General features: G+C 46.5%; 25 protein-coding genes. 15 read left to right on the top strand and 10 right to left on the bottom strand.

Annotation, left to right across the window (positions count from 1 at the left end):
* Positions 1-229 precede the first annotated feature (229 nt).
* Positions 230-1,144 (top strand): hypothetical protein, encoded by a 915-nt coding sequence (locus tag E4N66_RS02040; RefSeq protein WP_253673050.1) that lies wholly within the window; start codon positions 230-232, stop codon positions 1,142-1,144.
* Between the two features lie 62 nt (positions 1,145-1,206).
* Positions 1,207-2,256, top strand: a complete 1,050-nt coding sequence (trpS, locus tag E4N66_RS02035; protein WP_253728771.1) for a tryptophan--tRNA ligase — start codon at positions 1,207-1,209, stop codon at positions 2,254-2,256.
* A gap of 125 nt (positions 2,257-2,381) precedes the next feature.
* On the opposite strand, the gene E4N66_RS02030 is transcribed toward trpS, so the two are convergent.
* Positions 2,382-4,463: a sodium-translocating pyrophosphatase gene (locus E4N66_RS02030; RefSeq protein WP_044017155.1), complete on the bottom strand. Its 2,082-nt coding sequence runs from the start codon at positions 4,461-4,463 to the stop codon at positions 2,382-2,384.
* A gap of 214 nt (positions 4,464-4,677) precedes the next feature.
* Between E4N66_RS02030 and E4N66_RS02025 the strand changes: the two genes are divergently transcribed.
* The 3 genes from E4N66_RS02025 (at position 4,678) to E4N66_RS02015 (ending at position 8,259) form a co-directional block, all read left to right on the top strand.
* Positions 4,678-5,727 carry an endonuclease/exonuclease/phosphatase family protein gene (locus E4N66_RS02025; RefSeq protein ID WP_253728770.1) on the top strand — a complete coding sequence of 350 codons (1,050 nt, stop codon included), beginning with the start codon at positions 4,678-4,680 and terminating at the stop codon, positions 5,725-5,727.
* A 76-nt stretch (positions 5,728-5,803) separates the two neighbouring features.
* The gene (locus E4N66_RS02020; RefSeq protein WP_253728769.1) at positions 5,804-6,640 is read left to right on the top strand and encodes a helix-turn-helix transcriptional regulator; all 837 of its coding nucleotides are present in this window, start codon (positions 5,804-5,806) and stop codon (positions 6,638-6,640) included.
* Between the two features lie 302 nt (positions 6,641-6,942).
* Positions 6,943-8,259, top strand: coding sequence for a PQQ-binding-like beta-propeller repeat protein (locus E4N66_RS02015; RefSeq protein WP_253728768.1), 1,317 nt, complete (start codon positions 6,943-6,945; stop codon positions 8,257-8,259).
* Between the two features lie 197 nt (positions 8,260-8,456).
* Here the strand turns inward: E4N66_RS02015 and E4N66_RS02010 are convergent, their stop codons facing one another.
* From E4N66_RS02010 to der, 8 genes are all read right to left on the bottom strand, one after another.
* Positions 8,457-9,884, bottom strand: coding sequence for a nicotinate phosphoribosyltransferase (locus E4N66_RS02010; protein WP_253729421.1), 1,428 nt, complete (start codon positions 9,882-9,884; stop codon positions 8,457-8,459).
* Between the two features lie 57 nt (positions 9,885-9,941).
* Entirely contained in the window at positions 9,942-10,463 is a 522-nt protein-coding gene (locus tag E4N66_RS02005) for a hypothetical protein (RefSeq protein WP_253728767.1), read from the bottom strand.
* A 5-nt stretch (positions 10,464-10,468) separates the two neighbouring features.
* The gene (locus E4N66_RS02000) at positions 10,469-10,804 is read right to left on the bottom strand and encodes a hypothetical protein (RefSeq protein WP_044015000.1); all 336 of its coding nucleotides are present in this window, start codon (positions 10,802-10,804) and stop codon (positions 10,469-10,471) included.
* Positions 10,785-12,758: a FapA family protein gene (locus E4N66_RS01995; protein ID WP_253728766.1), complete on the bottom strand. Its 1,974-nt coding sequence runs from the start codon at positions 12,756-12,758 to the stop codon at positions 10,785-10,787. The genes E4N66_RS02000 and E4N66_RS01995 overlap by 20 nt, the downstream gene beginning before the upstream one ends.
* A 10-nt stretch (positions 12,759-12,768) precedes the next feature.
* Positions 12,769-13,557 carry an RNA polymerase sigma factor WhiG gene (gene whiG, locus E4N66_RS01990; protein WP_044014995.1) on the bottom strand — a complete coding sequence of 263 codons (789 nt, stop codon included), beginning with the start codon at positions 13,555-13,557 and terminating at the stop codon, positions 12,769-12,771.
* 20 nt (positions 13,558-13,577) lie between these two features.
* The gene (locus E4N66_RS01985) at positions 13,578-14,180 is read right to left on the bottom strand and encodes a hypothetical protein (protein WP_253728765.1); all 603 of its coding nucleotides are present in this window, start codon (positions 14,178-14,180) and stop codon (positions 13,578-13,580) included.
* A gap of 99 nt (positions 14,181-14,279) precedes the next feature.
* The gene (locus E4N66_RS01980; RefSeq protein ID WP_253728764.1) at positions 14,280-14,660 is read right to left on the bottom strand and encodes a MerR family transcriptional regulator; all 381 of its coding nucleotides are present in this window, start codon (positions 14,658-14,660) and stop codon (positions 14,280-14,282) included.
* On the bottom strand, positions 14,636-16,030 hold the full coding sequence (gene der / locus E4N66_RS01975; protein ID WP_253729420.1) for a ribosome biogenesis GTPase Der: 1,395 nt from the start codon (positions 16,028-16,030) through the stop codon (positions 14,636-14,638). The genes E4N66_RS01980 and der overlap by 25 nt, the downstream gene beginning before the upstream one ends.
* A 277-nt stretch (positions 16,031-16,307) precedes the next feature.
* Between der and E4N66_RS01970 the strand changes: the two genes are divergently transcribed.
* From E4N66_RS01970 to E4N66_RS01955, 4 genes are all read left to right on the top strand, one after another.
* Positions 16,308-16,547 (top strand): DUF6364 family protein, encoded by a 240-nt coding sequence (locus tag E4N66_RS01970; RefSeq protein ID WP_253728763.1) that lies wholly within the window; start codon positions 16,308-16,310, stop codon positions 16,545-16,547.
* Positions 16,540-16,959, top strand: a complete 420-nt coding sequence (locus E4N66_RS01965; RefSeq protein ID WP_253728762.1) for a PIN domain-containing protein — start codon at positions 16,540-16,542, stop codon at positions 16,957-16,959. Before E4N66_RS01970 ends, E4N66_RS01965 begins: the two co-directional genes overlap by 8 nt.
* Positions 16,960-17,091: 132 nt before the next feature.
* Positions 17,092-17,313: a type II toxin-antitoxin system RelB family antitoxin gene (relB, locus tag E4N66_RS01960; RefSeq protein ID WP_253728761.1), complete on the top strand. Its 222-nt coding sequence runs from the start codon at positions 17,092-17,094 to the stop codon at positions 17,311-17,313.
* Positions 17,310-17,579, top strand: coding sequence for a type II toxin-antitoxin system RelE family toxin (locus E4N66_RS01955; protein WP_371922444.1), 270 nt, complete (start codon positions 17,310-17,312; stop codon positions 17,577-17,579). Before relB ends, E4N66_RS01955 begins: the two co-directional genes overlap by 4 nt.
* A 306-nt stretch (positions 17,580-17,885) precedes the next feature.
* Here E4N66_RS01955 and citC read toward each other — a convergent pair whose 3' ends face one another.
* Positions 17,886-18,929, bottom strand: coding sequence for a [citrate (pro-3S)-lyase] ligase (gene citC / locus E4N66_RS01950; RefSeq protein ID WP_253728760.1), 1,044 nt, complete (start codon positions 18,927-18,929; stop codon positions 17,886-17,888).
* A 282-nt stretch (positions 18,930-19,211) separates the two neighbouring features.
* Between citC and citD the strand changes: the two genes are divergently transcribed.
* The 6 genes from citD (at position 19,212) to E4N66_RS01920 (ending at position 25,110) form a co-directional block, all read left to right on the top strand.
* Positions 19,212-19,499: a citrate lyase acyl carrier protein gene (gene citD / locus E4N66_RS01945; RefSeq protein ID WP_253673082.1), complete on the top strand. Its 288-nt coding sequence runs from the start codon at positions 19,212-19,214 to the stop codon at positions 19,497-19,499.
* A 27-nt stretch (positions 19,500-19,526) separates the two neighbouring features.
* Positions 19,527-20,435 carry an aldolase/citrate lyase family protein gene (locus E4N66_RS01940; RefSeq protein WP_253728759.1) on the top strand — a complete coding sequence of 303 codons (909 nt, stop codon included), beginning with the start codon at positions 19,527-19,529 and terminating at the stop codon, positions 20,433-20,435.
* A 2-nt stretch (positions 20,436-20,437) separates the two neighbouring features.
* Entirely contained in the window at positions 20,438-22,000 is a 1,563-nt protein-coding gene (citF, locus tag E4N66_RS01935) for a citrate lyase subunit alpha (RefSeq protein ID WP_044014981.1), read from the top strand.
* Positions 21,984-22,970: a triphosphoribosyl-dephospho-CoA synthase gene (locus tag E4N66_RS01930; RefSeq protein ID WP_253728758.1), complete on the top strand. Its 987-nt coding sequence runs from the start codon at positions 21,984-21,986 to the stop codon at positions 22,968-22,970. The genes citF and E4N66_RS01930 overlap by 17 nt, the downstream gene beginning before the upstream one ends.
* Positions 22,971-23,099: 129 nt before the next feature.
* Entirely contained in the window at positions 23,100-24,395 is a 1,296-nt protein-coding gene (locus E4N66_RS01925; RefSeq protein ID WP_253728757.1) for a 2-hydroxycarboxylate transporter family protein, read from the top strand.
* A gap of 10 nt (positions 24,396-24,405) precedes the next feature.
* Entirely contained in the window at positions 24,406-25,110 is a 705-nt protein-coding gene (locus E4N66_RS01920) for a citrate lyase holo-[acyl-carrier protein] synthase (protein ID WP_253728756.1), read from the top strand.
* Positions 25,111-25,119 lie beyond the last annotated feature (9 nt).

The raw sequence follows: 25,119 nt of genomic DNA, 5'->3' as shown, positions 1-25,119 counted from the left end.
GGCAACTGAACAAAATATACACTTTGCCGGTTGCTGCATCTCGATAGCGGAGTGCTATTTCCCTTCCATATATTATACATCCAACCAACCGTCAATATATCATAATCCTTTCCTTTTTCGATTTAACTATATATTTTCCAACGTCAATTTGCCAGAACTCATTATGAATAGACGGTTTACCTCAGATCGGTTAAAATATCTCCATCACTATCGAAAGGGGATATATTATATGCTAAAACAGAAAGCCGTTATCCGTTTCTTTTGTACACTTGTATTTGCTGTAATCTGCGGAGCACATGCTGCGGCGCAAGGGTATCAAACAATCGATGATCAAATAATGGATTTTTATAAAACGAAAGAATATCAAAAAGCGCCGGAATTATTGAAATCTTTTTTTAACGAACACCACCCGGACAGAGAAGCCTCGTGGTATTATCCGACGGTATTCTTTTTTTCAAAAATCTTTCCTACGGAACAATCCTTCAATCAGCTTATGACCATATATAGCAAAAGCGATAGCGAAGAACGGCGGTTTCTTATTCTGGTTGTCGGCCTCAAAGATAAGCAGCTTTTAAACAAACTGTATGAAAAAGAAAATGATGCTTATTTAAAAGGTTTTATCAAAGGTGTTATCGATGATAAAACCGAATATGATCCGCTGACAGCCGATATACGCAATGCAACGGAACTTGATATACTCTGGAGTATCTTTTTTGCAACAGGCGATTCCGCACCTATTCAGAAAATTGCCTCTGTGTTGGCATGGGAGGATATTTTTAAAGATAAAATTACGGCGTTTAAGGGCACTAAAGAACAAAAAGATGAGCTTATAAAACTTCTTTCAGATTTTGATATTAAATATAACAATGGAAAGCCGGATGCACTTATGGAGGATTGCGATATTTCCGTGTTGGATAAGTACCGGGAACATCCGGAGAGTTTTAAACAATTAATTAATATACTCGATATAACAGGTGAAGAATTATACCGAGCATCCATAAAGTATTCAGCCTTTTGGTCGCTCGCCGGTAATTTAAATCGGCATGCGCCGGTACGGACCGAATGTGCGCGGATTGCCGACGATAACGATGCGCCTGAACGAAATGTAATGCTGTTCATTTTGGTTAAGTCGATTATGTACTAACGCGTTGCTTCTTTTGCGGTTACCCTTGCACTGCTAAATATAAACATGGTACTATCGCTTTTATGGAAAGAAAACGAATTTTAACGGGTGATCGCCCTACAGGGAACCTTCATCTGGGGCATTATGTCGGCTCGATTAGGAACCGTGTGCGGCTTCAAGAAGAATTTGACTGCTTTTTTATTATTGCAGACTTGCATACACTGACAACCAAGCCCGAAAAACACTATATCGATGAACTTGCCGATAATGTACGGCAAATGGCGCTGGATTATTTGGCTTGCGGAATCGATCCTGAAAAATCGGTTATTTATCTGCAATCAGCGGTACCGGAAGTATGCGAATTGAACCTGTTCTTTTCCGACCTTGTTACCGTACCGCGGCTGCAGCGTATTCCTTCCATAAAGGATATGGCAAAGGCGGCGCATCTTTCCGAATTACCACTTGGGCTTCTCGGCTATCCGGTGCTGCAAGCTGCCGATATTTTGCTGCCCCGTGCAAATCTGGTACCGGTCGGCAAGGACAACGAAAGCCATGTCGAATTGACGCGGGAAATCGCAAAGCGCTTTAACTATATGTACGGTGATGTATTTCCGTTGCCGGAGGTTATGGTGAGCGACTGCGGCTCGCTTGTCGGTACGGACGGGCAGGCTAAAATGTCGAAGAGTTTGAATAATGCCATCTTCCTCTGCGATGATGAAAAAACAGTGATAAAAAAGGTGCGCAGTATGTATACCGATCCCAACCGAACCAGCGCCGACATTCCGGGAACTGTAGAGGGGAATCCGGTGTTCATCTACCATGACGCCTTTAATCCGAACAAAGCGGAAATTGAAGATTTAAAAGAATGCTACCGGAAGGGAAAAGTCGGCGATGTCGAAGTAAAGGATAAACTTGCAGCCGCCATCAATACTTTCCTTGAACCTATTAGAGAACGGCGTGCGATGTATGCATCCAAACGAGGCTTCATCGACGAAATTATCTACAACGGTACGATGAAGATGCGGGCGGAAGCCGCACAAACCCTTAAAATTGTAAAAAAAGCGATGGGTGTTTCCGGTGTTTGGAATAAAATTTCCCGAAAAGCGGAAGAAGTACAGAAAAAAAACCGGTAACGAGAAGAAGGTTCAACAAATTATAAAAAAGCCGGTCTATGGACAACCATAAACCGGCTTTTTTTTGCCCTGCGGTTTACACCCATCGGAGCGTAGTACCGCAAGCGCTATACAAAGGACTTCTTTTATAAGCCCCAGAACGTTTTCAACATCGGTGCGATAACCAATGAGACCATCGACATCAGCTTTATCAAAATATTGATCGAAGGACCGGCGGTATCTTTGAAGGGATCGCCAACCGTATCGCCGACAACGGCGGCCTTGTGCGCTTCCGAGCCTTTGCCTGCCCCGCTGCCCGATTCAATCATCTTCTTTGCGTTATCCCATGCGCCGCCGGAGTTTGCCATAAAGATGGCGAGTACAACGCCGGAGCCGGTAACGCCGGTTAATAACCCGATAAGCATCGCCGGGCCGCCGACAAAGCCGACTAAAATCGGTGTGATAATGGCGACAAGACCGGGGATAACCATTTCGCGGATAGCGGCCTGCGTACTGATGTCTACACAGCGCTTATAGTCCGGTTTTTCGGTGTTGTTCAAAATGCCGGGCTTGTTTTTAAACTGACTGCGCACTTCTTCTATCATCTTGTACGCGGCTTTACCGACTGCGGACATCGCCATAGCGGAGAAGAGGAACGGTACCGCAACGCCCAGTAGGATACCGGTCAGAACAGGGATATTCGTAATATCGACAATATCAACGCCGGTATGTTCTTTAAATGAGGTGAAAAGGATGATAGCGGTTAATGCTGCGGAACCGATAGCAAAACCCTTTCCGATTGCAGCGGTGGTGTTTCCGACGGCGTCAAGGCTGTCGGTAATTTCACGTACTTCGCCCGGGAACTCAGCCATCTGAGCAAGACCGCCGGCGTTATCCGCGATGGGGCCGTAAGCATCAACAGCAAGTTGAATACCGAGCGTAACCAGCATACCGACTGCCGCAATACCGACACCGTAGAGGCCTGCCAAGCTGAAACTGCCCCAGATTGCCGCTCCGATCAATACGATGGTCGGGAATGCACTGCGCATACCGACACCGAGACCGGTGATAATCGTTGTTGCGGCGCCTGTTTCGCATGAATTCATAATCGAAACAACCGGCTTTTTGCCTGTACCGGTATAGTATTCGGTTAAAAGTCCGATAAGAACGCCGGAGGCAAGACCGGTAATCGTTGCGCCGAAGATATGGTACATACCGGCGGTTCCGTTAAAGGTTTCTTCGCCGATAAAGAACTTCAATACGATAAATAAGAATACGGTTGCCAGAATTGCCGCGCCGAAAGTACCGGCGTTCAACGCTTTTTGAGGATCACTTCCCGGTTTTGCACGTACAAATATCGTTCCGACTAAGGATGCAACAATACCCAAAACCGCAATCAACAGCGGCAATACCATCAGCTTTAATTTAAGGGAATCGGAAGCGGCAACGGTTAAACCGAGAATCATTGCTCCAATCAGCGAACCGACAAAGGATTCAAAGAGGTCTGCGCCCATACCTGCGACGTCGCCGACGTTATCGCCGACGTTATCCGCAATAGTGGCAGGGTTGCGCGGGTCGTCTTCGGGGATGTTTTTTTCTACTTTACCGACCAAGTCTGCACCGACGTCCGCCGCTTTGGTAAAGATACCGCCGCCGACACGGGAGAAAAGCGCGACTGAGGAAGCGCCAAGCGAAAAGGCGGTTCCGAGCGGCAGCGTTATATCATAAAAAGTCTTGATATCCGTTCCGTAAGTCAGGGTTCCTATAAGCATTACAATAAAAAATCCGAATAGCGCAAGACCGACGACGCTCATACCCATGACGCTGCCGCCGGAGAATGCAACTTTTAACGCCGGGGTAAGACCGCCGTTTTTTGCCGCCTGCGCCGTGCGCGCATTTGCCGCGGTTGCAACCTTCATGCCGATGTAGCCTGCCAACAGGGATACCGCTGCACCCAATACAAAAGTAAGCGCTTCCATTTTAAGCTCGCCTTTATTTCCGGCAGCCAAAAACAAAGCAACCGCCGCAATAAAAGGTACCAATGCCTTATATTCGCGGTTCAAAAAAGCCATTGCTCCTTCCGAGATATAACCGCTGATGCGCCGTAAATCATCGTTCTCTACCGGCTGCCGGTTAATCCAGCGCGTTTTTGCAAAGGCATACAGCAATGCTGCAATGCTTCCCGCAAGGACAAGCGCCAATACGGAATACACAAGATTAGTTATCATCATACTATTACTCCTCTCAATCCTTTTCCCTCTTTTATAAAATTTTTTTATAGAAGATTCTATTGCAATTCATAACCATTGCTTCTGTGATATGTCCAAAGTACTTTTTATTGGAACTGATTTTTGTATTTTAATACATGAAATATGTTTTTTCAAGCCTAATTTTATAGCCATTTTGCATCTCGTGCGCTATATAAGAACCGGAGGTTAAACCATGAAACTCAAACGAGTGTTATTTCCATTCTTTGCCTGTATTGCTGCGGGTGTTATCTTTCTGCAATGTACGCGGTGTACTCCGCTTACGGATACGCAGTTTAAGGAGCCTATTACGCTTGTTACATATAACACGCAGACATTCTTTGACGCCGTAGAGGACGGTACCGAGTTTAAAGAATACAAGGGGAGCAAATCCCGATGGACCGATCAAAAATATCGGGCACGCCTCGAACGGCTTAAAGACACCATGTTTGCGGCAGGAGAAAAGCTGACCGGAAAAAAAGACCGGCTGCCCGATATTGCAGTCTTGCAAGAGGTTGAAAATGACCGCGTAATTGAAGACTTCTGTAAACAACTGCCGAGCGGGGAACATTATCCTTATGCAGTGTGTCCGCCGCGTTCGGAGAAAGGCGCTTTTACTACCGTAATCTTGAGTAAGTATCCCGTTGAGCGCTATTTTGTACACCGGCTTTATACCGAGCAAAAGGGATCACTGCGCCCTCTGACGGAAGCGGTATTAAATACAGGAAGCAAAGATAAGCCGCAGTTATTAACCGTCTTTGCAGCACATTGGAAGTCAAAAACCGGCAGTTCCGACAGTGCGGCAGTCCGCGCTCAACAAGAAGCTCAGTTGATAAAGAAAATTCAAGAACATAGAGAAAAGAATCCGCACATTCCATTTATTGTATGCGGAGATTTTAATCAGACCCTTGAAGAATTTAATCAGCTGAATGATTTTCCCGTGTGTTGGGATATAGAGGGTTATAGAGCCGAGTGCGAAGAAGGTACGCAACCGGACGGCAGCTATTATTTTAAGAATTCGTGGGAGAAAATCGACCATATTTTCTACGAGAGCGGCGCGGACAGTTATGAGGATTTAGAGGAAGCCCCGGATGCCGGAGCGGCTTCTATCAAACCGCTGTTGTTTTTTGTGCTGTATGAACCGCCGCTCATTGAGAACGGCAAACCGGTCAGGTACAATGTACTGACCGGCGAAGGATATTCCGACCATTTACCGCTCGGCTTCCGTTTTGAAATACACGATTAGAAAAGAGAAATAAGCTTGCGGATTGTCCGGGTACCGGTTATTTCCGGGTTGTCCGCAAGCAATTCATCCCGCGATATTGGTATTGATAAAAGCCATCGGTAAGGGCTTTACGGTTCCGGTTGTAACCGGTATGCTATATGAAATACCGATCGGCAAGAGGAATGCTTCTATGCGCACCAAACAACCTATAGAAGAAATACGTCATTTTGTTTATACCGGAAATCTCATAAAAAAGTCCCGGCTTGTAGCTATTATCATGTTCATTGTTACAACCGCCATCACTGTATTACAGTATCTTTCCGTTCTTCCGTCAGATAGGCTGATCAGATTATCCAATGTTTTATGTGCTGTAATTCTCGGTTATATCGTAATAAAACCCCGCTTCATCATCCTGTATACGTTTCCGTGTTTGATTGCAGGGTTGGTCAATATTTATCATGGCGGCAATTTGCTCGGACTTTCTTTATATCTGGCGGGATTTCTGATTCTATTAAAAACGAATTTCTTTAAAGCATATATTCGGTATAAAGTTAGTGTGTTAGGCGGCAGCTTTGCAGCCGTTTTAATTACCCAGTGGTTTCGGCATGGACGTACCGCTTTTATGCTTTCGTTGCTGCATATTGGACTTGGCTTTTTTATGGCAGCTGCTCTGTTTGTCCTGTTTGCAGATGATTTAAAACACTATTATACCCGAAAAACTCCCATCCGCGTGTCTTCGCTCCGGTTAACCGATCGGCAGCACCAATGCCTCTGCTTAGCGGCGAAAGGTTTGACATTCAAACAAATCGGCGACAAACTTTGTATTTCGGAATCGGTAATAAAAAAAGAAATGACCGAAATTTACAAAGAGTTGAACGTTGCGAATTATCACGCTTTCCTCATTTTTATACAGCAGCATGAATTAATTCAGTAAGCAGAGAACCGAAAGTTCTTTTTTTTAGAACTTAGGTTCTTTGTAGAATTTTCGCTTGACGACAAAAACAGACTCCATTACGCTTGAGGTGTAGAGTAACGGAAAGGCCGGTCAACTTATCTTTTGAACGGCAGGTATCGTGGACATTTATACGGCTCGACTTTTCGGCGGATAAACTGCACGGCATTGCAGCGCGTTCTATGCTGAGTAAGTATCTCTCTCACGGGTATAGGGGGAATTGTGGCAGTCTTTGCTGCTACAGTTTTTACAGAGAGAACGCTGTAAATGAAAGAGGGGTTAACGTGAAACGAAACGCTTCTGTTGAGATTAAAGGTAGTATCAGAATAGGTATTTTGTTGGCAACAATAACATTCTTTATGTTATGCACTTCTTGTGAAGCATTGTTTACCGATCAATTCTGGGGTACGCGTCCTGTATATCCTCGCTACACACCTAGTTATGCATATCAACTCTTGTTAGAAGATGTACGGGACGAAAGTCGGCCATACACTGAAGGGAAATATCTGTATCTTATTGAATATGAAAATAGAGGAGGAATCCGCCTCATAAAACTCGACATGGAAACAGGCGCCTATCAATGGTATGGAGATAGGATGTATGAAGCCGATGAAGGTCGTCCTTCAAACATCGTAAAAATCGGAGATGTCCTTTACGTTATGCGTTTTGAAAGAGGACTGCTATATTGTTACTCGGATACGAATGGAGCATTGTTGGCGCGGGTACAAATTGGCTCCACAAAAGAAGAAATACTCCATAACCGTAGTGTATCCAATACGATTATGACAGATGGTACGGCACTTTATTGGGCAGCGGACAAAGAGGACATTGTAAAACTTGATGCAACAGCAATAGACTGTACGAAAGGATGGGTAATACAAATTTGTCCTCCAGTTCCGCTGCAGCTTAATGCTCATTGGAACGGAAATAGATTGGCAGATCAACAACTTATCGAAGGTATACTGTATCTACTGGCATATAGTCCAAACGGTTCCGGTATCGTTGTCGCTGTCGATTTACAAACCAAAACCGTAAACTGGCAACGACAGCTGGATAATATCAATATGAACAGATACTACGATAACGAATTATACATCAAAGACGATGTATTATATGTGTTAACCAATTCCTTTATACGGATAGATAAAAGAGACGGCTCAATACTTAATCGGTATGACGGCGAAATAATGCCTCCTTCAACAGATCCGGTTGCCGAATCAACCATTTCGCTCTGCCGCGTTCGATGTAGTAATGAGCGGCTGTATTACATCGCCGTGCGGGATTTTCCGCCATATAAGTGGCGGAAAGACGACTATTGGTTGATATGTATTGATGCCGTAACATTACAACGTTTATGGAGTGTACCGTTAGAAAATGCTTCATACAGCACACCGCTCACTGTGGCAAACGGAAAAATATATATCATAAAATACAGCGACGGCTTATTGGTGTTTGATGCAAAAACGGGAAAACTGCACGGCGCCGATAAAACGGTTTCAGGTTGGTCTAACGGTATAAACGTCTTGTATAAAAATCACTATATCTTTTTTAATAGGAACTTTAACGACAAATACGCAACTATTTCTTCTATGCGGGTATAAGACTGGCTACGGCAGATTTTACTACTGCCATAGTCTTTAATAAGGACGGCACTTATGAAGAAATCTCTATTTTTCTGTACCGGCAAGCGATGCCTATCATCGCCCCCAACCAATTCGGCTTAGCGTTGAGTATCAATTATTGATGGAATGCGCCCGGACAGCAGCCGGATTATACAGCTGCTGCGGACGATACGGTTTTATCCGCGGCGCAGGGAATGCAGCAGTTTCTGCTTCATTGCAAAGAGCGTCTTTGTAAGCGACACCTTGTAGATGTGCGGGTTGAGCAGACGGCGGGAAGTCGGATGTAAACATTCCAGCTGCCGGCTTGCCCGCTGATGCAGCTCTTGGAGCGTTTCCTTTTTGCCGGTGTATACGCCATCGGTAATTTTTAGGTGGAGTAATTGTTCCGCCTTTGCCGCTTTAAACGAAAAGCTTTGGTAATCATTCAACGGGTGATAGTAGGTGTTCATTGCTTCGGCGTCGAGCGTTTCATCATATAAACCGATAATGTCAGCCTTAAAAAATCCGTCACTGTCGTAGAGCCGCCACACTTGTTTAATGCCCGGATTGGTAATCTTTGCAGGATTATCCGACAGCTTCATCACCGGCAGCCACGTTCCGTCGTCGGATTGACGCGCGGCAAGTTTGTATACACCGGTAAACGAAGACTCTTGCCCGCCGGTTACCATGTGAGTGCCGACGCCCCACGAGTCAATCGGCGCTTTGTTCAAAATGAGCGATTCGATAATTTCTTCGGTTAGTTCGTTTGAAATAGAGATTTTTGCTTCGGGTAAACCGGCAGCGTCGAGCCGTTTCCGTACTTCGGTACTTAAATACTGCATATCACCCGAATCGAGTCTGACGCCGAAGTTTTTCCCTTGCGCTTGCAGTTTTTTTCCGACTTTTATTGCCGCCTCGATACCGGAACCGAGCGTATTGTAGGTGTCAATAAGGAATACCGATTTATCGGGATAGATGGCGGCATATTGTTCAAACGCCTCTTCTTCGCTGGGAAAAGACATCACCCATGCGTGAGCCATAGTACCCATCACCGGCACACCGTAAAGCTTTCCGCCGAGCGTATTACTGGTACCGGCCGCCCCGCCGATAATAGCGGCACGGGTAGCACTCATCGCGCCGTCCGGTCCTTGTGCACGCCGCAAGCCGAATTCCATAATGGAAGACTTCCCCGACGCAAGCCAGATGCGGGCGGTTTTTGTTGCAATCAAACTTTGAAAGTTGATAGTGTTAAGGATAAGTCCTTCGAGAAGCAATGCTTCGATAATCGGCGCTTCAATGCGCAGTATCGGCTCGCTGGGAAATATGAGGCTTCCTTCATCCATCGCCCATACCGAACCTGAAAAACGGAAATCCTTGAGATAGCTGAGAAAGTCATCGTCAAAAAGGTGTAAGGTCGCAAGGTAAGCGATATCGGATTCATCAAAATGAAAGGCTTGAATCGCTTCGAGTAACGGCTCAAGGCCTGCAAGAACCGCGTACCCTCCTCTAAACGGATTACGCCTAAAAAACATATCAAAGACACACGGCCGATTGTTTTGGCGTTTAAAATAACCTTGAGCCATTGTCAGCTCATAAAGATCCGAAAAAAGCGCATTGGTAATCATCATTACTCCTTTCTAACTGTTTTGCTCCATAGCTTTGAAATCTATTTCCATACCTCACTACCCTCCGATGGAGAGGATAAGAGCAATCTCACCAAGAGGGAGATCGACTTTTTCGGCGATAAAGTCGATCGAGAATCCTTGCCGTGCCAGTTCGACAACTTGTTCCCGGGGATTCAAAAGAGGAGAGACTTTTGCCGCAGTTTCGGGGATGCCGATAGGTTTTTTATAGATCATCACGGTATTTTTTTTAGTATCGGCTGCCGGTTCACCATCTCCTTGCGGTGAAGTTCGGTAGGCTCCGAGAAATTCTTTTTGCATTCGCCATTTTTCATGCTCCTGCTCAACAAGCGCGATATGTTTATCCGTGTCAGCAATCAGCTTTTCTATCTGTTGAATCTTATTTTCAAGTACCGTTACCGCATGATCCGATTCATGTTCAATATCGATAATAAGCCGGTTTACTTCTTCCCGAATACGGTCGCGGTATGCATTTTGCGAAAAGTTATGCGATGTCTTCCAATAAAAAAAAATCATTAAAATAATATTAATACAGAGCAGTATAAGGGCAGCAATAAGCATAGGAATTATCCTGAAATATCGATTTTTTTTCCAAGCAAGGGATCTTGAATATAATATGATTTTTCGTCTGTAAGGGGTGTTTCATTTTTTTGCTGTTGAGGAGTATTATTAAATGCTCCTCCTGAAGAACCGTTTGAACCGTCTTTATTTATCGCCGTTTTTTCAGCCCCTGTGGCTTCGGTCTTTTGTACCGTTTGCTGGCGGCGCGCAGCATCTTCCTTATTGGCTTGCTGACTGTTTTCGAATTCTGCAGCAAACGTCTGCCGCGCGTCTCCTTGGAGCTTTCCGACCTTATCAAGTTGAGTATAAAGTGTCTGCAAATCAATCGGTTGAATACCCACTGGGCGTCCTCTTTACGTCGTCATCATTGGTATAGTCTTCATAAGGCCCATACCGCACGAGACCGTTTTGCAAAAAGAATGTTGTTGCTTTGCAATCAACCCGCACATCTTCGATAATATCTTTAATAACGATTCGTACACCCGTATAAATATTTCCGGAAACGGAAACACGTCCTTCAGTTTTAAGCGCCGCAAGATAATCCCGTATCCGTTCTATCTCGTTCCGCAACTCCTTAATTTCCGTCTCGTTAATATAGCGCAGTTCTTTTTTCTTTTTCAGTAATGCTTCTTTTTCTTCGGAAAGCTCTTTGAGGATCTTTTTTTGGCCTTCAAGCGATTTTAAATCCAGCTTCAACGCAGCAAGCGCTTTTTCGGAAGCAAGTAAGTTCTTCTCTAATATAATCAACCGTTCTTTACTGCGCGGATCAAACCCGACACTGATAACCGTATCGGAACCGCCTGCCGGACTGCCGAGGTTTCGGGCATAGACTCCTTCGCATGCGATTACTTGACTGCCGATAATATCCGCACGTTTCCCGCGGCAAATAACTTTATGGTTAGCGACAATTTTTGAATTTAAAATACCGTCTGATACGATAACCATGTCGCCTGCTTCTACCAATTCGATATTTTGGATGAATTTCGACCATATTGACTTACCGGCACGGATATGTCCGCCTTCTTTTCCGGCGATACCTTGACTGACGACGATATCGCCTTCCGCATCCAACGATGCCTTCCCGACAGTACCTTTTACTTCGATGTTACCCGCAGCCTTAATAGAGAATCCGTCGTCAACATTACCCTTAACATACACTGTACCGAGGAACATGATATTACCGGTCTTAATCGAAACATTGCCTTCGATTGTCATAATCGGTTCGACATTGATCTTGTTCTTTATCAGCAATACTTGTCCCTTCGTTTCGGCAACAACGGTCAGATTATCCTCGGCCAATCGGGTGTTTTTTCCCAATGGGATAGCGATATCCTTACCGGCTGCAGCAGGTAAGTATTTTCCGGTAACGGTTCTTCCGCTCTTTCCTTCCTCAGCGGGAACCTTTTGCGCGAGGGGCTGCCCTTCAATGACATTCTGAATAAGATTGAGTTCTTTAAAGTTAATCTGCCCGCTCTTGTTTTCTTTGAGGCGTAACTGTGAATTATCGGTTTCAAAATTGAAAAGGATCTTAGCATCAGCACCCTTTTGAGGCGGAGTGCCTTCCGCAATCAGATAATTTTCGCGATATACGGGGCTGTCTTGGAATTGTTTAACTCTTTTTTCATTAACACCCGAAATAACACGATTATTTGATAAGAAGGTGATAATCATATCTGCCGACACATCGGCGCCGCCGGGCATCGGGGGAGACACAAAAAGATATGCCCTCATCTCATCATCACTGATTTCGACAGACATCAGCGCATCGTTACCGGGTAGGTATTCATAATGTCCTATTCTGACATATTCATCTGCACAGGCTTTAACAATCGGTTTTAAAACTTCATCCGGCGGAACAGCCACATTTCTATCGCGTATTCGTTCTACGACATCGGCAAGTGCAACTTTTCTGCCGTTACCGATGGGCGGTGTAACTTTCAGGAATACACCGTCGGGAGCACAGAATACATACGCAGCTCCGTCTCTATTCATATTTTCTTCCGGCACTTCTTCCGCACTGAGACCCGCTGCGGCTTCTGCATGAATACTAGACTTATGTATTCTATGTGCTTCGTAAGCGCGGATTTTCCATTCTTTAGGGTTTAAGACAAAAAAGCCCGACGCCCCTTTTTGTAAAATTTCATAATCGATAAGAGAGCGGCGTAAACCGAGCTCGACAGCCGCATTATCAATTGCTTCTTCGAGGGTTTGCCCGGTAACTTCAACAAAAAAACGGGAGGAATCCTTTTCGTACTGTTCCTTCATCTGCTCCCGAATTTGTTCAAAATGTATCATAGCAACGCTCCTAACGGATACCCTTACGAATATTGCTTAGTTTTGCTTTAAGTTTTAGATTTGCGCTGGTGTGAATCTGAGATACTCGCGATTCGGTTACCTCTAATACTTTTCCAATTTCCCGTAATGTCATATCCTCATAGTAATACATGATTAATACTTTTTTTTCTCTATCGGGAAGTTCATTAATTGCATCCACGATAATTCGCTGCATTTCTTCCCGTTCTACAATGACATCAGGATTAAGCGAAGCAGGGGCTTCAATACTATCAACGACCGGTGTCTGCTCGGAATCGTCGGATCCAAACCGTAAATCCGTAAGAGAAATAATACTGGTACCGGAAATCTTTAATAAAACTTGATGAAATTCTTCCACACTCATACCGAGTGCTTCGGCAATTTCCGGATCGGTTGCAGCGTGCCCCAACCGAGCTTCCAAATCCGCTATTACTTCTTCAATTTCACGAGATTGCTGACGTACCGAACGGGGAACCCAATCAATTGAACGTAATTCATCAAAAATAGCACCGCGGATGCGTGTTACTGCATAAGTATTGAATTTTACATTTTTTTCGGGATCATATTTATCGATAGCATCCAGAAGTCCGAATACACCATACCCGACCAAATCATCAAACTCAACATTATTCGGCATACCGACGGCAACCTTACCGGCAACGTATTTTACAAGAGGTGCATATTTTATAATAAAAAACTCACGAAGCTGCGGGTCTTGCGTATGTTTATATTCAAGCCAAAGCTCGTCTTCCGGTTTCGTATCTAAACTGATATTTCCCATACTCTATCAACACCCACCCTCTAATCCTCAGTTGCTAAAACGGTTCTGATTGCCTGAGCCATTACCTTACTATCGGTACCGCCGGTTTGAATACCGGTCATCGAAAAACCGCTGCTATCCGTTTGTACACTGTCATCGACACTTTCATCAAAATCATCATCTATAAATGAACCCATATTAGGTAAATCCGATAAGCCGCTATCGTCTTGAGAACTGCCGCCAAAAGAAAAAGAAGAGGCATCCGAAGCTCCGGAGGCTTCATGTACAGTATCGTTATCTGAAGAGTCCGAAGCAGCATCAACAGGGAAGGTTTCCGTACCTTCAGACTCTGCCTGCGTTCCTGAAGGCTTCGCTGTTGCAGCCGTTTCCGCATTACCGCCAGCCATTATCGGCGCAGCAACACCCAAGTCGTCATCAAGAGTAATATTGATATTTGATCCGGAAGAGCTATCGGCTGTTTCAGCGGTATCCGATACCGCCGGAGAAGGGGTAAAAAGATCGGGGATGAATCGCTCTAAAAGAATCCGCGTGCAGAACACAAAGCTTCCGGCTCCTACGCCGGCAATAAGCCCCCTCCCCAAAATATGTAAGAACCGTACCCCGCTTATCAGTCCGATAAGCATAGATAAAACGCATGTTGTACCGGCAATGATTAGGGGAGCTTTTAGCTTCAACACGGACAGACCTCCACTTCAATAGCTTATGCGAATTTCTATCTCTCGTCAAGGTATTGCCAGAAATTCTTCAGTCGTCGGCTTAAACACATTTTTACTTCCTTGCAAAAGTCGATACATATCGAGTAACTCGCTGCGGATACCGGAAAGCTCCGTAATCCGGCTGCTCCCTCCCTTGCCGGAAAGATCGGCGAGCAGCTGCCGGCCTGCACCTTCAAGCGTAAACTTCCGCACCTCAATCAGATACTTCATACGGAAGATTAAATCGAGGTGATGATCGGTATAGAGCCGCCTGCCCTGCTCATCCTTTTGCGGGCGCAAAAAGGGCAGCGTTTGTTCCCAGTAGCGGAGAACATGCGCCTTGATACCGGTTATCTTTTCAACTTCGCCGATGGAAAAGCCTGTCACGGTTTTACCCGGTCTTCCCATTTTACTCGGCTGCCCTTTACCCGTACCAAAAAGGGGATTGCGCTAAAGCCGAGGTCTTTCCGTATCCGGTTTGTAATGTACCGGAGGTAGGATTCCGAGACAAGGTCGGGCTTATTTGCAAAGATTAAAAACTCAACCGGCCGTGCGGAGGTTTGCACCATATACTTGAGCGTAAACGAATTGCGCTGCCCGTGCGGAGGGGGCACCGCCTCAAGCCAATCTTTGAGCGCGAGGTTGAGCGCAGAGGTTTCTACCTTTTTTGTCAGTTGGTCGAACAGCTCAAGCGCAGTGTTGAGCAGGTCGGGAATGCCGCTCCCTTTCTGTGCGGAAACGGGGACAATCGGTGCATATTCCATCTTGCCGAACATAATCTTGATATACTGCTCCGCATCGCGGAATTTTTTTTCGCCTTTCACCAAATCCCATTTATTCAGCACAAAGATAACACCCAGGCCCCGCTTGGTCGCCTGCACGATGATCTTTTTATCTTGTTCGGTCAGTCCTTCTTCCGCATCGATCAGGTGAAACACAATGTCGGCATGTTCCAAGCTCTTCATTGCGCGGACAACCGAGTAATACTCGATATCCTCTTTTACCTTTGTTTTACGCCTAATCCCGGCAGTATCCTGAATGATAAACTGTCTGTCTTTATAGAAAAATTCGCCTTCCACCACATCGCGCGTTGTACCGGCAATCTCCGACACAATCGATGCGGAACTCTTAGTCAGGTAGTTGCTGAGTGTGGACTTGCCGGTATTTGGCTTACCGATGAGTGCGATGCGGATCGCGGTGTCAGCGGGCGCTTCGCATACACGCGAAAAGTCCAAGCCCTTGGTTATCTCTTCGGCAAGCGGCGTAATATTGTCCCCGTGTTCGGCACTGATACACAGAAGTGTCGGGAAGCCGAAGCTGAAGTAGTTGCAGGCTTCCGCTTCGCCGCGTCCGCCTTCGGTTTTATTCACCGCAGTGATGAGCTTATCCCAATAGGGACGCAGAAAGCGGATAAACTCTTCGTCTTCCGCAGTGGGCGCAGAAGCTTCTAATAATAGAAGAATTTTATCGGCACGGCGGAGCGCTTCCTGCGTTTTTTCTATAACCAGCTCATCCATCAGGTCTTCTTTTTTGTCGCCGCTGCGGGTCAGCTTAAAACCGCCCGTGTCCATCAGCCGTACCGGTTTCCCGTTGATAATTGCCTGCGCCTCGATGGGGTCGCGAGTTACGCCGGGCGTTGGGTCGGTAATAGCGCGGCGCTTCCGCAAAAAGCGGTTGAACAGGGTAGACTTCCCGACATTCGGCCGTCCTGCTATCACTACAAGCGGCGTGTTCTCATATTTTTTGCGGTAGTCGAATTCCGCACCCGCAGTGTCCATGTTCGCATCCGTATCGCTGTACACGGCCGCATCTGTACCGACTGCCTCATTTTTATCGTTTCTTTCTGTATTCATCCTGTGATTTTTACTCATTATCTTTCCTTACATACTTACTGGATTGCAATTATAGAAAATTACCGCAGCTCTCTCAAGCACCTATCAGGGTGTTCCCCTTCATTTTCGCACGGCAAAAATGAAGGGTCGGGCTTTAAAGAACAATAATTCTTGACAATACGTATTCATCATGTTATATCTATACGTACAAGAGGTGATGCAGATGCAAGCAAAATTAACATTAAAAATGGACAAAGATGTTATCGATTCAATGAAACGCTATGCGGCAAATAACAACAAAAGTCTTTCACGGCTGGTTGAAGATTTTTTCAAAACCTCTATCGGAGAAACACAACAAACCATCGCATTATCTCCGCTCGTAAAAGAATTAACAGGTATTATCAGTGAAGCGGATATAGAAAAGAGCAATTACATCGATTATTTGGAAAAAAAATATGACTAAAAAAGTTTTTACCGACTCCGATGTTATTTTAGATATCCTCTGTAAAAGAGAGCCTCATTATGAATATGCCGCACAAGTTTTTTCATTAGCTGACACGCGGCAGCTCAGGTTATATACCACTCCTTTGGTCGTTGCAAATGTATACTATATTTTGCGCAAGGCTATAGGAATAGAAAAATCCAAAGAAGCTTTGAGAAAATTACGGCTTTTGATGCATATTATTGCTATAGAAGAACAGGAAATCGACTTAGCTTTAAACTCGCCGTTCTCCGACTTTGAAGATGCGCTCCAGTATTATACTGCGATACGGCATAACATGGATATGTTACTCACACGGAATATCAAAGATTACAAAGAAAAAGCTTTAATCATACAAACACCAGAGCAGTTTATAAAAACACTATGCCGATAATGCTCAGGATGTTCGAGGCTGTCCAAAAACTCCTTGCTTTCAAGAATTGACCTCCTTGCCGATACCTGCTGTCAAAAATATTGACAAATTGAATCAATATAGTACAATATCCTACGTTGAGGAGGTGATAGTATGGCGTTTTCAATACGGTTGACAGAAGCAGAAAAAGCTATTGCGAATAGCTATGCAAAACTGCATTCGGTATCATTGGGAGAAGCTTTTAAGAATGCATTGTTTGAAAAAATTGAAGATGAATATGATATTACTGTCGCTGCGGAGGCATATCAAGAATATGTGAGCGCCGGAAAAAAAAGCCGTCCATTTTCTGAACTCAAGAAAGAATTAGGTTTGTGATGTACAGGGTTGAAACGACTGCTCGATTTGATAAAGAATTTAAAAAACTGGATAAATATACGCAACGCATGATAGCTGCATGGATTGATAAGAACCTTGAAGGCTCGGAAAATCCGCGCGTACATGGAAAAGGTCTTACAGCAAATAGAAGCGGACAGTGGCGATACAGAATAGGAGATTATCGGCTGATATGTGCAATACAGGACAATGAACTTGTTATTCTTGCTCTAACTATCGGCCATCGAAGGGCGGTTTACGATCAGTAGTCTCTTGTAAATACGCTGCACCCATCAGGGCATTCCCCTTCATTTTCGCACGGCAAAAATGAAGGGGCGGGCTTTATGCTTGTAGCTTTTTGCCATTACTGCATACAGGAGCAACGTTTTTCCGTATTCACTACAAAAGTTGCAGCTGCATAAAGCCAACGGCAAAAAGGCTACCGCTCCAATCCCTAACGCAACGTCAAGTTTAAGTACATCCATGTCCGTTCTGTAGAACAATCTTACGGGTGCTTGTGATCAAGAATATCCGCAGCGCACTGAATAAAGCTGCGGTTCCCTTACGCGATTCCCTTAATAGTGGGTAATATCCTTCACCTGTTTTAAGCTTTGCACAATACGACCACCTTCCGGCGATTGAAAAAAGCGGAGTGTCGACGGAGGCACTATAGCCGCCAGTTTTGTCCAATCTTCTTGCTGCAGCAGTCGCCGGGCGGCGGAGGCGCTGATCGGAACGCCGTTTTCGGTTTTGCGTGGAATAACATGCAGTTGTACGCCGTGCGCAGGTAACGAATCCTGCAAGATGCGGTTGTAAAGACCGGTTACATGGCTAAACGGCTCATCGCCGACAAAGCGATGCGTAATGTTGAGCGCATGGGCAATAGCGATAAAAATATCGGCGTCCAAGGCGGCTTGCAGAGCGATGGCTTCATCGGAATCTCTGAGGAAATAGGCGGGAAACGTTGCAGACGATATGAGGTAGTCTTGGGTTCTATGGTACGAAATATTTTTAAAATGAGCGGTATTCTCTTTAATCAGCCGCTCTCGTACTGCGAAAGGGATAGCGGAAGCATCGTCCGAGACCATAAAGAGGTACAGGTGGTCGACAGCTGCCGCTGCCTGTTCGACAAGGTAATAATGTCCTATGGTAAAAGGATTGGCATTCATCACAATAGCGCCTACAGTGCCTGAATACATTCCGGTTTTCTGCAATGAGACAAGGTATTTTTCAAAACCGTTCTTTTTGTTTTCCAAAAAGACGAGTGTGTCCGCAACCGTAACGATAGGATAAAACCCGAGTCTTTCAAAAAACGGAGCGGCTTCCCGCTTTGTATAGATAAAAAGGTTGAAAAATCCGCGCTCATTCCTGTCTGCAATCAGTTCTGACATTAAAGGCGGCAGTAACCCTTCTCCTTGCAGGGCTTTTCGGACGGCAATGCAGCGCAGCGTATTTTTAAAGGCGGAAGCGGTAGCGGCAAGCGTGTCCGCTTCATCGAATAACCCGTATGTGGTGTCAAGGCAGGAATCAATATGCAGGTCATCCGATTCCAAAAGATCAATCACTTGTTGCCGCTGTTGGGGATCGTTTAAAAAAATTTTTCTTACCTGATACGTCATTCTGATTCTCCGTGTTATTTTGTACTGAACCGGTCGGGGATGTCCCAAAAGTTGGTTACTTTCAGGACATCCCCGGCGAATAAGCCGGCGTGATCAAGTATTATGGAGTTTTTTTACAGTGTCAAGCTCATTCCTCGCTACTGATGTATTTGCGGTGATAAATCTTATTCGTCCGTCGGGGTTGTTGATTATCTGCCTATCGCTTTTGCTCTCCCGATAAATCGGATTTCCGCTCTAGCTGTTTTTCTCTATAGTGATATAATACTCATAAGAGGTACCTATATGGAAATTTTACATGCGGCGACGGCAGGCACGTTGGAATCAAGCGATGTGCAGATAACCGTTTTACCAAGCGGAGAATTGGATGTCACCATCGAAAGTGATGTGATACATCAGTACGGCAACCATATACGTCAGTTGATAATGGAGGCCTTACAACGGATGGGGGTGCAACACGGTGAAATCCGCGTCATCGACAAGGGAGCACTGGACTGTACGCTTGAGGCGCGGCTTGAAACGGTGTTACATCGCGCTGCCGATAAGCTGGTGCCCGAAAAATGGGGCAAGTAGCAAGACGCCTTGCGGAGGATAGAATATATGGAACCGAATAACACGAAAAAGAACAGGATACGGCGGACGATGATGTTTTTGAATGCGCAGCGCCCGTCTTTGCTGCAGGATGCGTATATTTACCGATCAGACAGCTTGATGTTCGACCTTGAGGATGCGGTAGCCGAGCGGGAAAAGGATTCCGCCCGTTTTTCACTGTACCATGCGCTGACGTCAATCGATTATCAGGGCTGTGAAAAAGTGGTGCGCATCAACGGACTCGACACGCCGCATTATAAAGAAGATATACGGGTATGCGTTGCAGCGGGGGCGGACACGATCCGTATTCCGAAATGCGAAACACGGGACGATGTGCTGCATGTTGCCGAATTAGTAAGCGCTGCAGAGAAAGAATACGGACGGGCCGAAGGTTCAACCTTGCTGATGGCAGCTGTTGAATCCCCGCGCGGAGTGATCAATGCGCTTGCGATCTGCGAGGCTTCGGAGCGGATGATGGGTATTGCACTCGGTGCAGGGGACTATATCCGCAATCTGCACACGGTAAAGTCGGATTCCGGGGTAGAGCTGTTGGGAGCTCGGTCTCAACTGGTGATTGCGGCGCGGGCTGCCGGCATTCAATGCTTCGATACGGCCTACCTCGATGTAGATAATATCGAAGGCTTTAAACGGGAAGTCGCGCTGATTAAGCAGATGGGCTTTGACGGCAAATCGTTGATCAGCCCCAAGCAGATTGCACCGGTGCATGAGCTGTATACACCGACTGAAAAAGAGATTAGCCAAGCGGAAAAAATCATCGTTCAGCTGGAAGAAAATAAGAAGAAAGGAATTGGTGTCTTTACCATTGACGGGAAGATGGTTGATATTGCATTACTTGAGGGAGCACAGCGGACAATCAACTATGCGAAAGCCTCCGGTGTGTATAAAGGAGCGTTGTGATTATGAAAAATCAAGCCGGACGGGACATTCCCGACAATATACTTTCAAACGGAAAACAAGCATATCAAGGAGCCTATCACTTTGACGGCACGAATTTTCAGCGAGTTGCCCGGAAAGGATACGCAAAACTCACCTCATCTCCCGAAGATAAGGTTGTACACGATCTAAAAGAAGCGGTTAAACGGGCTGGTCTGAAAAACGGGATGAGTATTTCATTCCATCATCATTTTAGAAACGGCGATTATGTGGTGAACAAGGTTGTGCAGGCAATCGGTGAACTGGGCATCAAAGATATTACGATTTATGCAAGCTCGCTGGGAGAGGCACACGATGCGCTGCTCCCTTATATTGAAGACGGTACCGTTACCGGTCTTTCATCCAGTGGTGTACGCGGTAAAATCGGCGAAGCAATTTCGCACGGGCTTTTCCGCGATGTGGTGTACATTAGAAGCCACGGTGGACGGGTGAGAGCAATAGAAGCCGGTGATATTCATATTGATGTTGCGTTTATCGGAGCACCCAGTGCGGACTGCATGGGAAATGCGCGCGGAAAGGGCGGTAAGTCGGATTGCGGTGTTCTTTCGTATGCGATGGTCGATGCGCAATATGCGGATAAGGTGGTTGTCGTTACGGACACGTTGGTACCCTTTCCGAATTTCCCGCCTGCTATTCAGGCAATCGATGTCGATATTGTTGCGGTTGTGGATGAAATTGGAAATCCTGCAAAAATAGCCAGCAAGGAAGTCCGCTACACGGATAATCCCAAAGAGCTGATGATGGCCGACTATGCGGCGCGGTTTATCGCACACTGTCCGAATTTCAAAGACGGCTTTTCGTTCCAAGCCGGAGCAGGCGGCGCTGCGTTGGCGGTTGTTCGCTGCCTCAAGCAGTACATGGCGGAAAAGAACTACAAGATGAGCTTTGCCATCGGCGGCATTACTGCACCGATTGTGCAGCTGCTTCATGACGGATTGATCAAGTGCGTAGTCGATGCGCAGGATTTTGACCTTCCGTCGGCAGAATCTGTTATCGACAGCCCCGGACATTTTGAAATTTCTACGTCGCAGTATGCCAATCCTTTTAACAAGGGTGCATTCGTGAATATGCTTGATTTTGCGGTACTCGGCGCCTTGGAAATTGATACCGACTTTAACGTCAACGTAATTGTCGGCTCGGACGGCGTTGTGCGAGGCGCCCCCGGCGGTCATCCCGATGCGGCGGCAGGAGCAAAGGTCAGCATCATCATTACGCCGCTTATCCGCTCGCGCATTCCGGTGGTTATCGATAAGGTTACCACTGTAACCACGCCCGGTGAAACGATTGACGTGCTGATTACGGAGGAAGGCATTGCGATTAACCCGCGCCGTACCGACTTAATCGATGCGATGAAAGACAGCGGGCTACCGATTACTACTATCGAAGCGCTGCGCGACAAGGCGTATCGCATTTCAGGTGCGCCGGAACCGGTTCATTTTGATGAAAAGGTTGTTGCAGTGGTAGAATACCGCGACGGCACCGTGCTCGACGTTATCAGAAAGACAAAACCTTTTGAGTTTAGTAAATAAGGGTGATACTGCGGAAGGTGCATCGGCCGATAGGGGTGAGAAGGCTGATAGAGTTTGCAAAGAACTTGCCGACCTTGCGGTGAAGGCGCTGTTGGATGAAGCGGCGCTGTTTCCGAAGCCCGGTTTAGTCGATCCCGTTTCGCAAGGTGCGCATTCGGATATGGACTTTACCACCCTTGTCAGAAGCGCCGCGGCGTTGCAGCAGGGGTTTTACGAATGCGCGCGCATCGGCTATAAGTCCGCCGCTCCGTTTTCTGCTGGGGTGCGGCCGTGCACAAGCGACTCCGGTATTTCCGTCGCTGCGGCGCAACCGATTGCCGCTGCGGTACGGAAACGGCTGCGGGCAACAGGGCTCGCGCTTGAAAAAGCAATGTTTGCTGAAACGCACGGCGTCAATACGCATAAAGGAGCTATCTTTATTTTTGCATATCTTTTAGGGGCGGCAGGTTTGTTGTCGGGTGCTACACAGCTTGGCGGTATCCGCAGCGTAGTGGAACTGACGGAAACGTTGTGCGCTCAGGTGCGGGTTCTTGCAGCCGGTTTATGCAGCGAGGATATGGCCGGAGTGAGCGCAAAGCGGACACTGACGCACGGCGAGCAGGTTTTTTTACAATACGGCTGCACGGGCATCCGCGGTGAGGCGGAAGCGGGGCTGCCCTTGGTACAACGGAACGTAGCGTACCTTGCCGGACTTACCCATCTGACGCAGCGGGATGCGTATCTCTACACGCTGCTCCATATCATTGCGGAAAACAAGGATACCAACGTGCTGTTTCGGGCAGGTTCTACCGCATTGCGCGATCTCCAAACCCGTTGCATTTCCATCGTTAAATCAGGCGCTGCCGGAGCGGCGCTCTACGCTGCTGTGGAAGCGCTTGACGTCTACTGCATCGAACGACATATCAGTCCGGGAGGTTCGGCTGATATTTTTGCCGCAGTGCTATTCTGCCGGAGTCTTACCGGCGCATGAAAAATATCGGTACATCTCTCGCAATCTAACCTGAGTTTGGAAAGATATCCGCCGATATTGTGAGAAAGGCTTCTTTCAAACGCGGCTCAACGCAGATTTGAGAGGTTCTTATAAAGAGGAGGTTTGACAATGAGTGAAAAAAAATCATTGGAATTTTTCGGTATGCCGTGGTATGTCGCTCTTGTTACGGTTGCCGTCGTGTTGGTCGCTGCCTATACCGGCGGTCTATCGAAAGATTTGCTCGGCTCATTCGCGTTAATGTTCGCAATCGGGCTGGTATTCTATGAAATAGGCGAACGCATTCCGCTCTGGAATACCTATATCGGCGGTGGCATTGTGCTTGCCTTTATCGGTACAGCGGTGCTGGTCTATTTTAACCTTATACCGGAAGCATATCTTAAATCCATGAATACTGTTATGGATGATCAGGATTTCCTCTCATTCTTTATTGCCGTGCTGATCACCGGCTCTATTTTAAGTTTGGAACGGAATATTCTGCTCAAATCTTTTGCGGGCTATATCCCGGCGATATTGGGCGGGCTTGTCGGAGCCGCCGCTCTCGGTGTTCTGGGTGGGCTGATTTTTGGTGTTTCACCTTCACTGACAATATTGAAGTATGTATTGCCGATTATGGGTGGCGGTAACGGCGGCGGTGCAGTTCCGTTAAGCCAGATTTACGAGCAAGTAACCGGACAGCCCAAGACAGAATACTATGCCTTTGCTATTGCCGTACTGACGATTGCCAATATATTTGCCATTATAACCGCCGCAGTACTCGGTAAAATCGGAGAGAAAAAGCCGTCATGGACAGGCGACGGTACCGTATTGATGCGCAAATATAAGGAAATTAAGTCTGAAAGCGGGAAAACCTCTGCAACGCTTGCACAGGTCGGCGGCGGTCTTATTTTATCGGGAGGCTTTTATGCGCTTGGACGGTTGTTCGGAAAAGTACTATTGCCGAAAATCTTCGGTGTTGCTATTCACCCCTTTGCATATATGATCTTGTTCGTCGCATTGGTGAGTGCATTAGGCATCATCCCGGAAGGACTGCGCACCGGTGCAAAAAAACTGCAAAGCTTTTTTACCGGTACCCTCATTTTGATTATTATGGTAGGGGTCGGTGCTGATACTAGCTTGAAAGAATTGTTGGATGCAATCACCTTTGGGAATGTCGTTATCGCCTTTTTAATTGTTGTCGGCGCTATTCTCGGTTCCGCAGTAACGGGCTATCTGGTCGGTTTTTATCCGATTGATTCGGCCATTACCGCCGGGCTTTGTATGGCGAACCGCGGCGGTTCGGGCGACTTGGCGGTACTCGGCGCAGCAAAGCGAATGGGCTTAATGGCCTATGCGCAGCTTTCATCCCGTCTCGGCGGCGGTATCGTGCTGGTTATCGGTAGTATTTTATTTTCGCTTTTGTGGTAAGCATCTTATCATGGAAATTTTTACCGAAGGTATTCCGCAGACCGTACAGGATATGGCGGCCTTGCGGGATGCCCGGCGGGAACAGCAAGCACGGTTATTTCGGCTTGCGGAGACGGACAGTGGGCATCGATTAGGGAGCTCCCTGCCGGATGGAACACCGAATCAAACGCTGCTTGTACATAAAACCGTGGTGATGTTCTCGCTTGTTATTCCCGGGCCGATAAAGAATAACCGCTTCCTTGAGGCAGTATTCGATGAAGGCTGCCGAGTATTTTTAGACCGGCTGATGCAGAAAGAGCCGGGCACCGATGGAAAACAGCTCATTACTGCATATTACGAAGAGCATAAACCGTCCGGCGCGGGTTCCGTGCAGACACCGCTCATCGCGGCACATTACGAAGACCGAGCGCCTGCAGGATGCACTGCATTTTGGCTGCTTAACGCGCACGCAGAAACAGTCAAACGGCAAACGGTAGCATTGGAACGCACGCATCCGATCGGTATATTGTGGGACTTCGACGTTTTTTCGGCGTTTGAACAAAAGCTTTCCGCATCGGAACTGGGACTTTTCTCCCGTCCGTGCCTTATCTGCGGCAATCCCGCTAAGCTGTGTGCACGAAGCAGAACGCACAGCGTCCCCGAAATGCAAGCAAAAATTTCAAAACTGATTTCCGTACATCGACGTATATTGCTTGATAAAAGCTACAGCAGTTAAACCATGAAA

The organism is Treponema sp. OMZ 857 (genome assembly GCF_024181085.1).
GTDB lineage: Bacteria > Spirochaetota > Spirochaetia > Treponematales > Treponemataceae > Treponema.
The sequence above is the reverse complement of the archived record's forward strand: the minus strand, read 5'-3'. Positions and strand labels throughout refer to the sequence as shown.

Bases quoted from the DNA above. Each gene is read 5' to 3' on its own strand.
- citC (WP_253728760.1), bottom strand. From the start codon at position 18,929: ATGACGTATCAGGTAAGAAAAATTTTTTTAAACGATCCCCAACAGCGG.
- whiG (WP_044014995.1), bottom strand. From the start codon at position 13,557: ATGGGAAATATCAGTTTAGATACGAAACCGGAAGACGAGCTTTGGCTT.
- der (WP_253729420.1), bottom strand. From the start codon at position 16,030: ATGGACACTGCGGGTGCGGAATTCGACTACCGCAAAAAATATGAGAAC.
- E4N66_RS01995 (WP_253728766.1), bottom strand. From the start codon at position 12,758: ATGATACATTTTGAACAAATTCGGGAGCAGATGAAGGAACAGTACGAA.
- trpS (WP_253728771.1), top strand. From the start codon at position 1,207: ATGGAAAGAAAACGAATTTTAACGGGTGATCGCCCTACAGGGAACCTT.
- E4N66_RS01985 (WP_253728765.1), bottom strand. From the start codon at position 14,180: ATGCTTATCGGACTGATAAGCGGGGTACGGTTCTTACATATTTTGGGG.
- E4N66_RS02010 (WP_253729421.1), bottom strand. From the start codon at position 9,884: ATGATTACCAATGCGCTTTTTTCGGATCTTTATGAGCTGACAATGGCT.
- citF (WP_044014981.1), top strand. From the start codon at position 20,438: ATGAAAAATCAAGCCGGACGGGACATTCCCGACAATATACTTTCAAAC.
- E4N66_RS02005 (WP_253728767.1), bottom strand. From the start codon at position 10,463: ATGCTTATTGCTGCCCTTATACTGCTCTGTATTAATATTATTTTAATG.
- citD (WP_253673082.1), top strand. From the start codon at position 19,212: ATGGAAATTTTACATGCGGCGACGGCAGGCACGTTGGAATCAAGCGAT.
- E4N66_RS01980 (WP_253728764.1), bottom strand. From the start codon at position 14,660: ATGGGAAGACCGGGTAAAACCGTGACAGGCTTTTCCATCGGCGAAGTT.
- E4N66_RS01940 (WP_253728759.1), top strand. From the start codon at position 19,527: ATGGAACCGAATAACACGAAAAAGAACAGGATACGGCGGACGATGATG.
- E4N66_RS01965 (WP_253728762.1), top strand. From the start codon at position 16,540: ATGACTAAAAAAGTTTTTACCGACTCCGATGTTATTTTAGATATCCTC.
- E4N66_RS02030 (WP_044017155.1), bottom strand. From the start codon at position 4,463: ATGATAACTAATCTTGTGTATTCCGTATTGGCGCTTGTCCTTGCGGGA.
- E4N66_RS01925 (WP_253728757.1), top strand. From the start codon at position 23,100: ATGAGTGAAAAAAAATCATTGGAATTTTTCGGTATGCCGTGGTATGTC.
- E4N66_RS02025 (WP_253728770.1), top strand. From the start codon at position 4,678: ATGAAACTCAAACGAGTGTTATTTCCATTCTTTGCCTGTATTGCTGCG.
- E4N66_RS01920 (WP_253728756.1), top strand. From the start codon at position 24,406: ATGGAAATTTTTACCGAAGGTATTCCGCAGACCGTACAGGATATGGCG.
- relB (WP_253728761.1), top strand. From the start codon at position 17,092: ATGGCGTTTTCAATACGGTTGACAGAAGCAGAAAAAGCTATTGCGAAT.
- E4N66_RS01970 (WP_253728763.1), top strand. From the start codon at position 16,308: ATGCAAGCAAAATTAACATTAAAAATGGACAAAGATGTTATCGATTCA.
- E4N66_RS02040 (WP_253673050.1), top strand. From the start codon at position 230: ATGCTAAAACAGAAAGCCGTTATCCGTTTCTTTTGTACACTTGTATTT.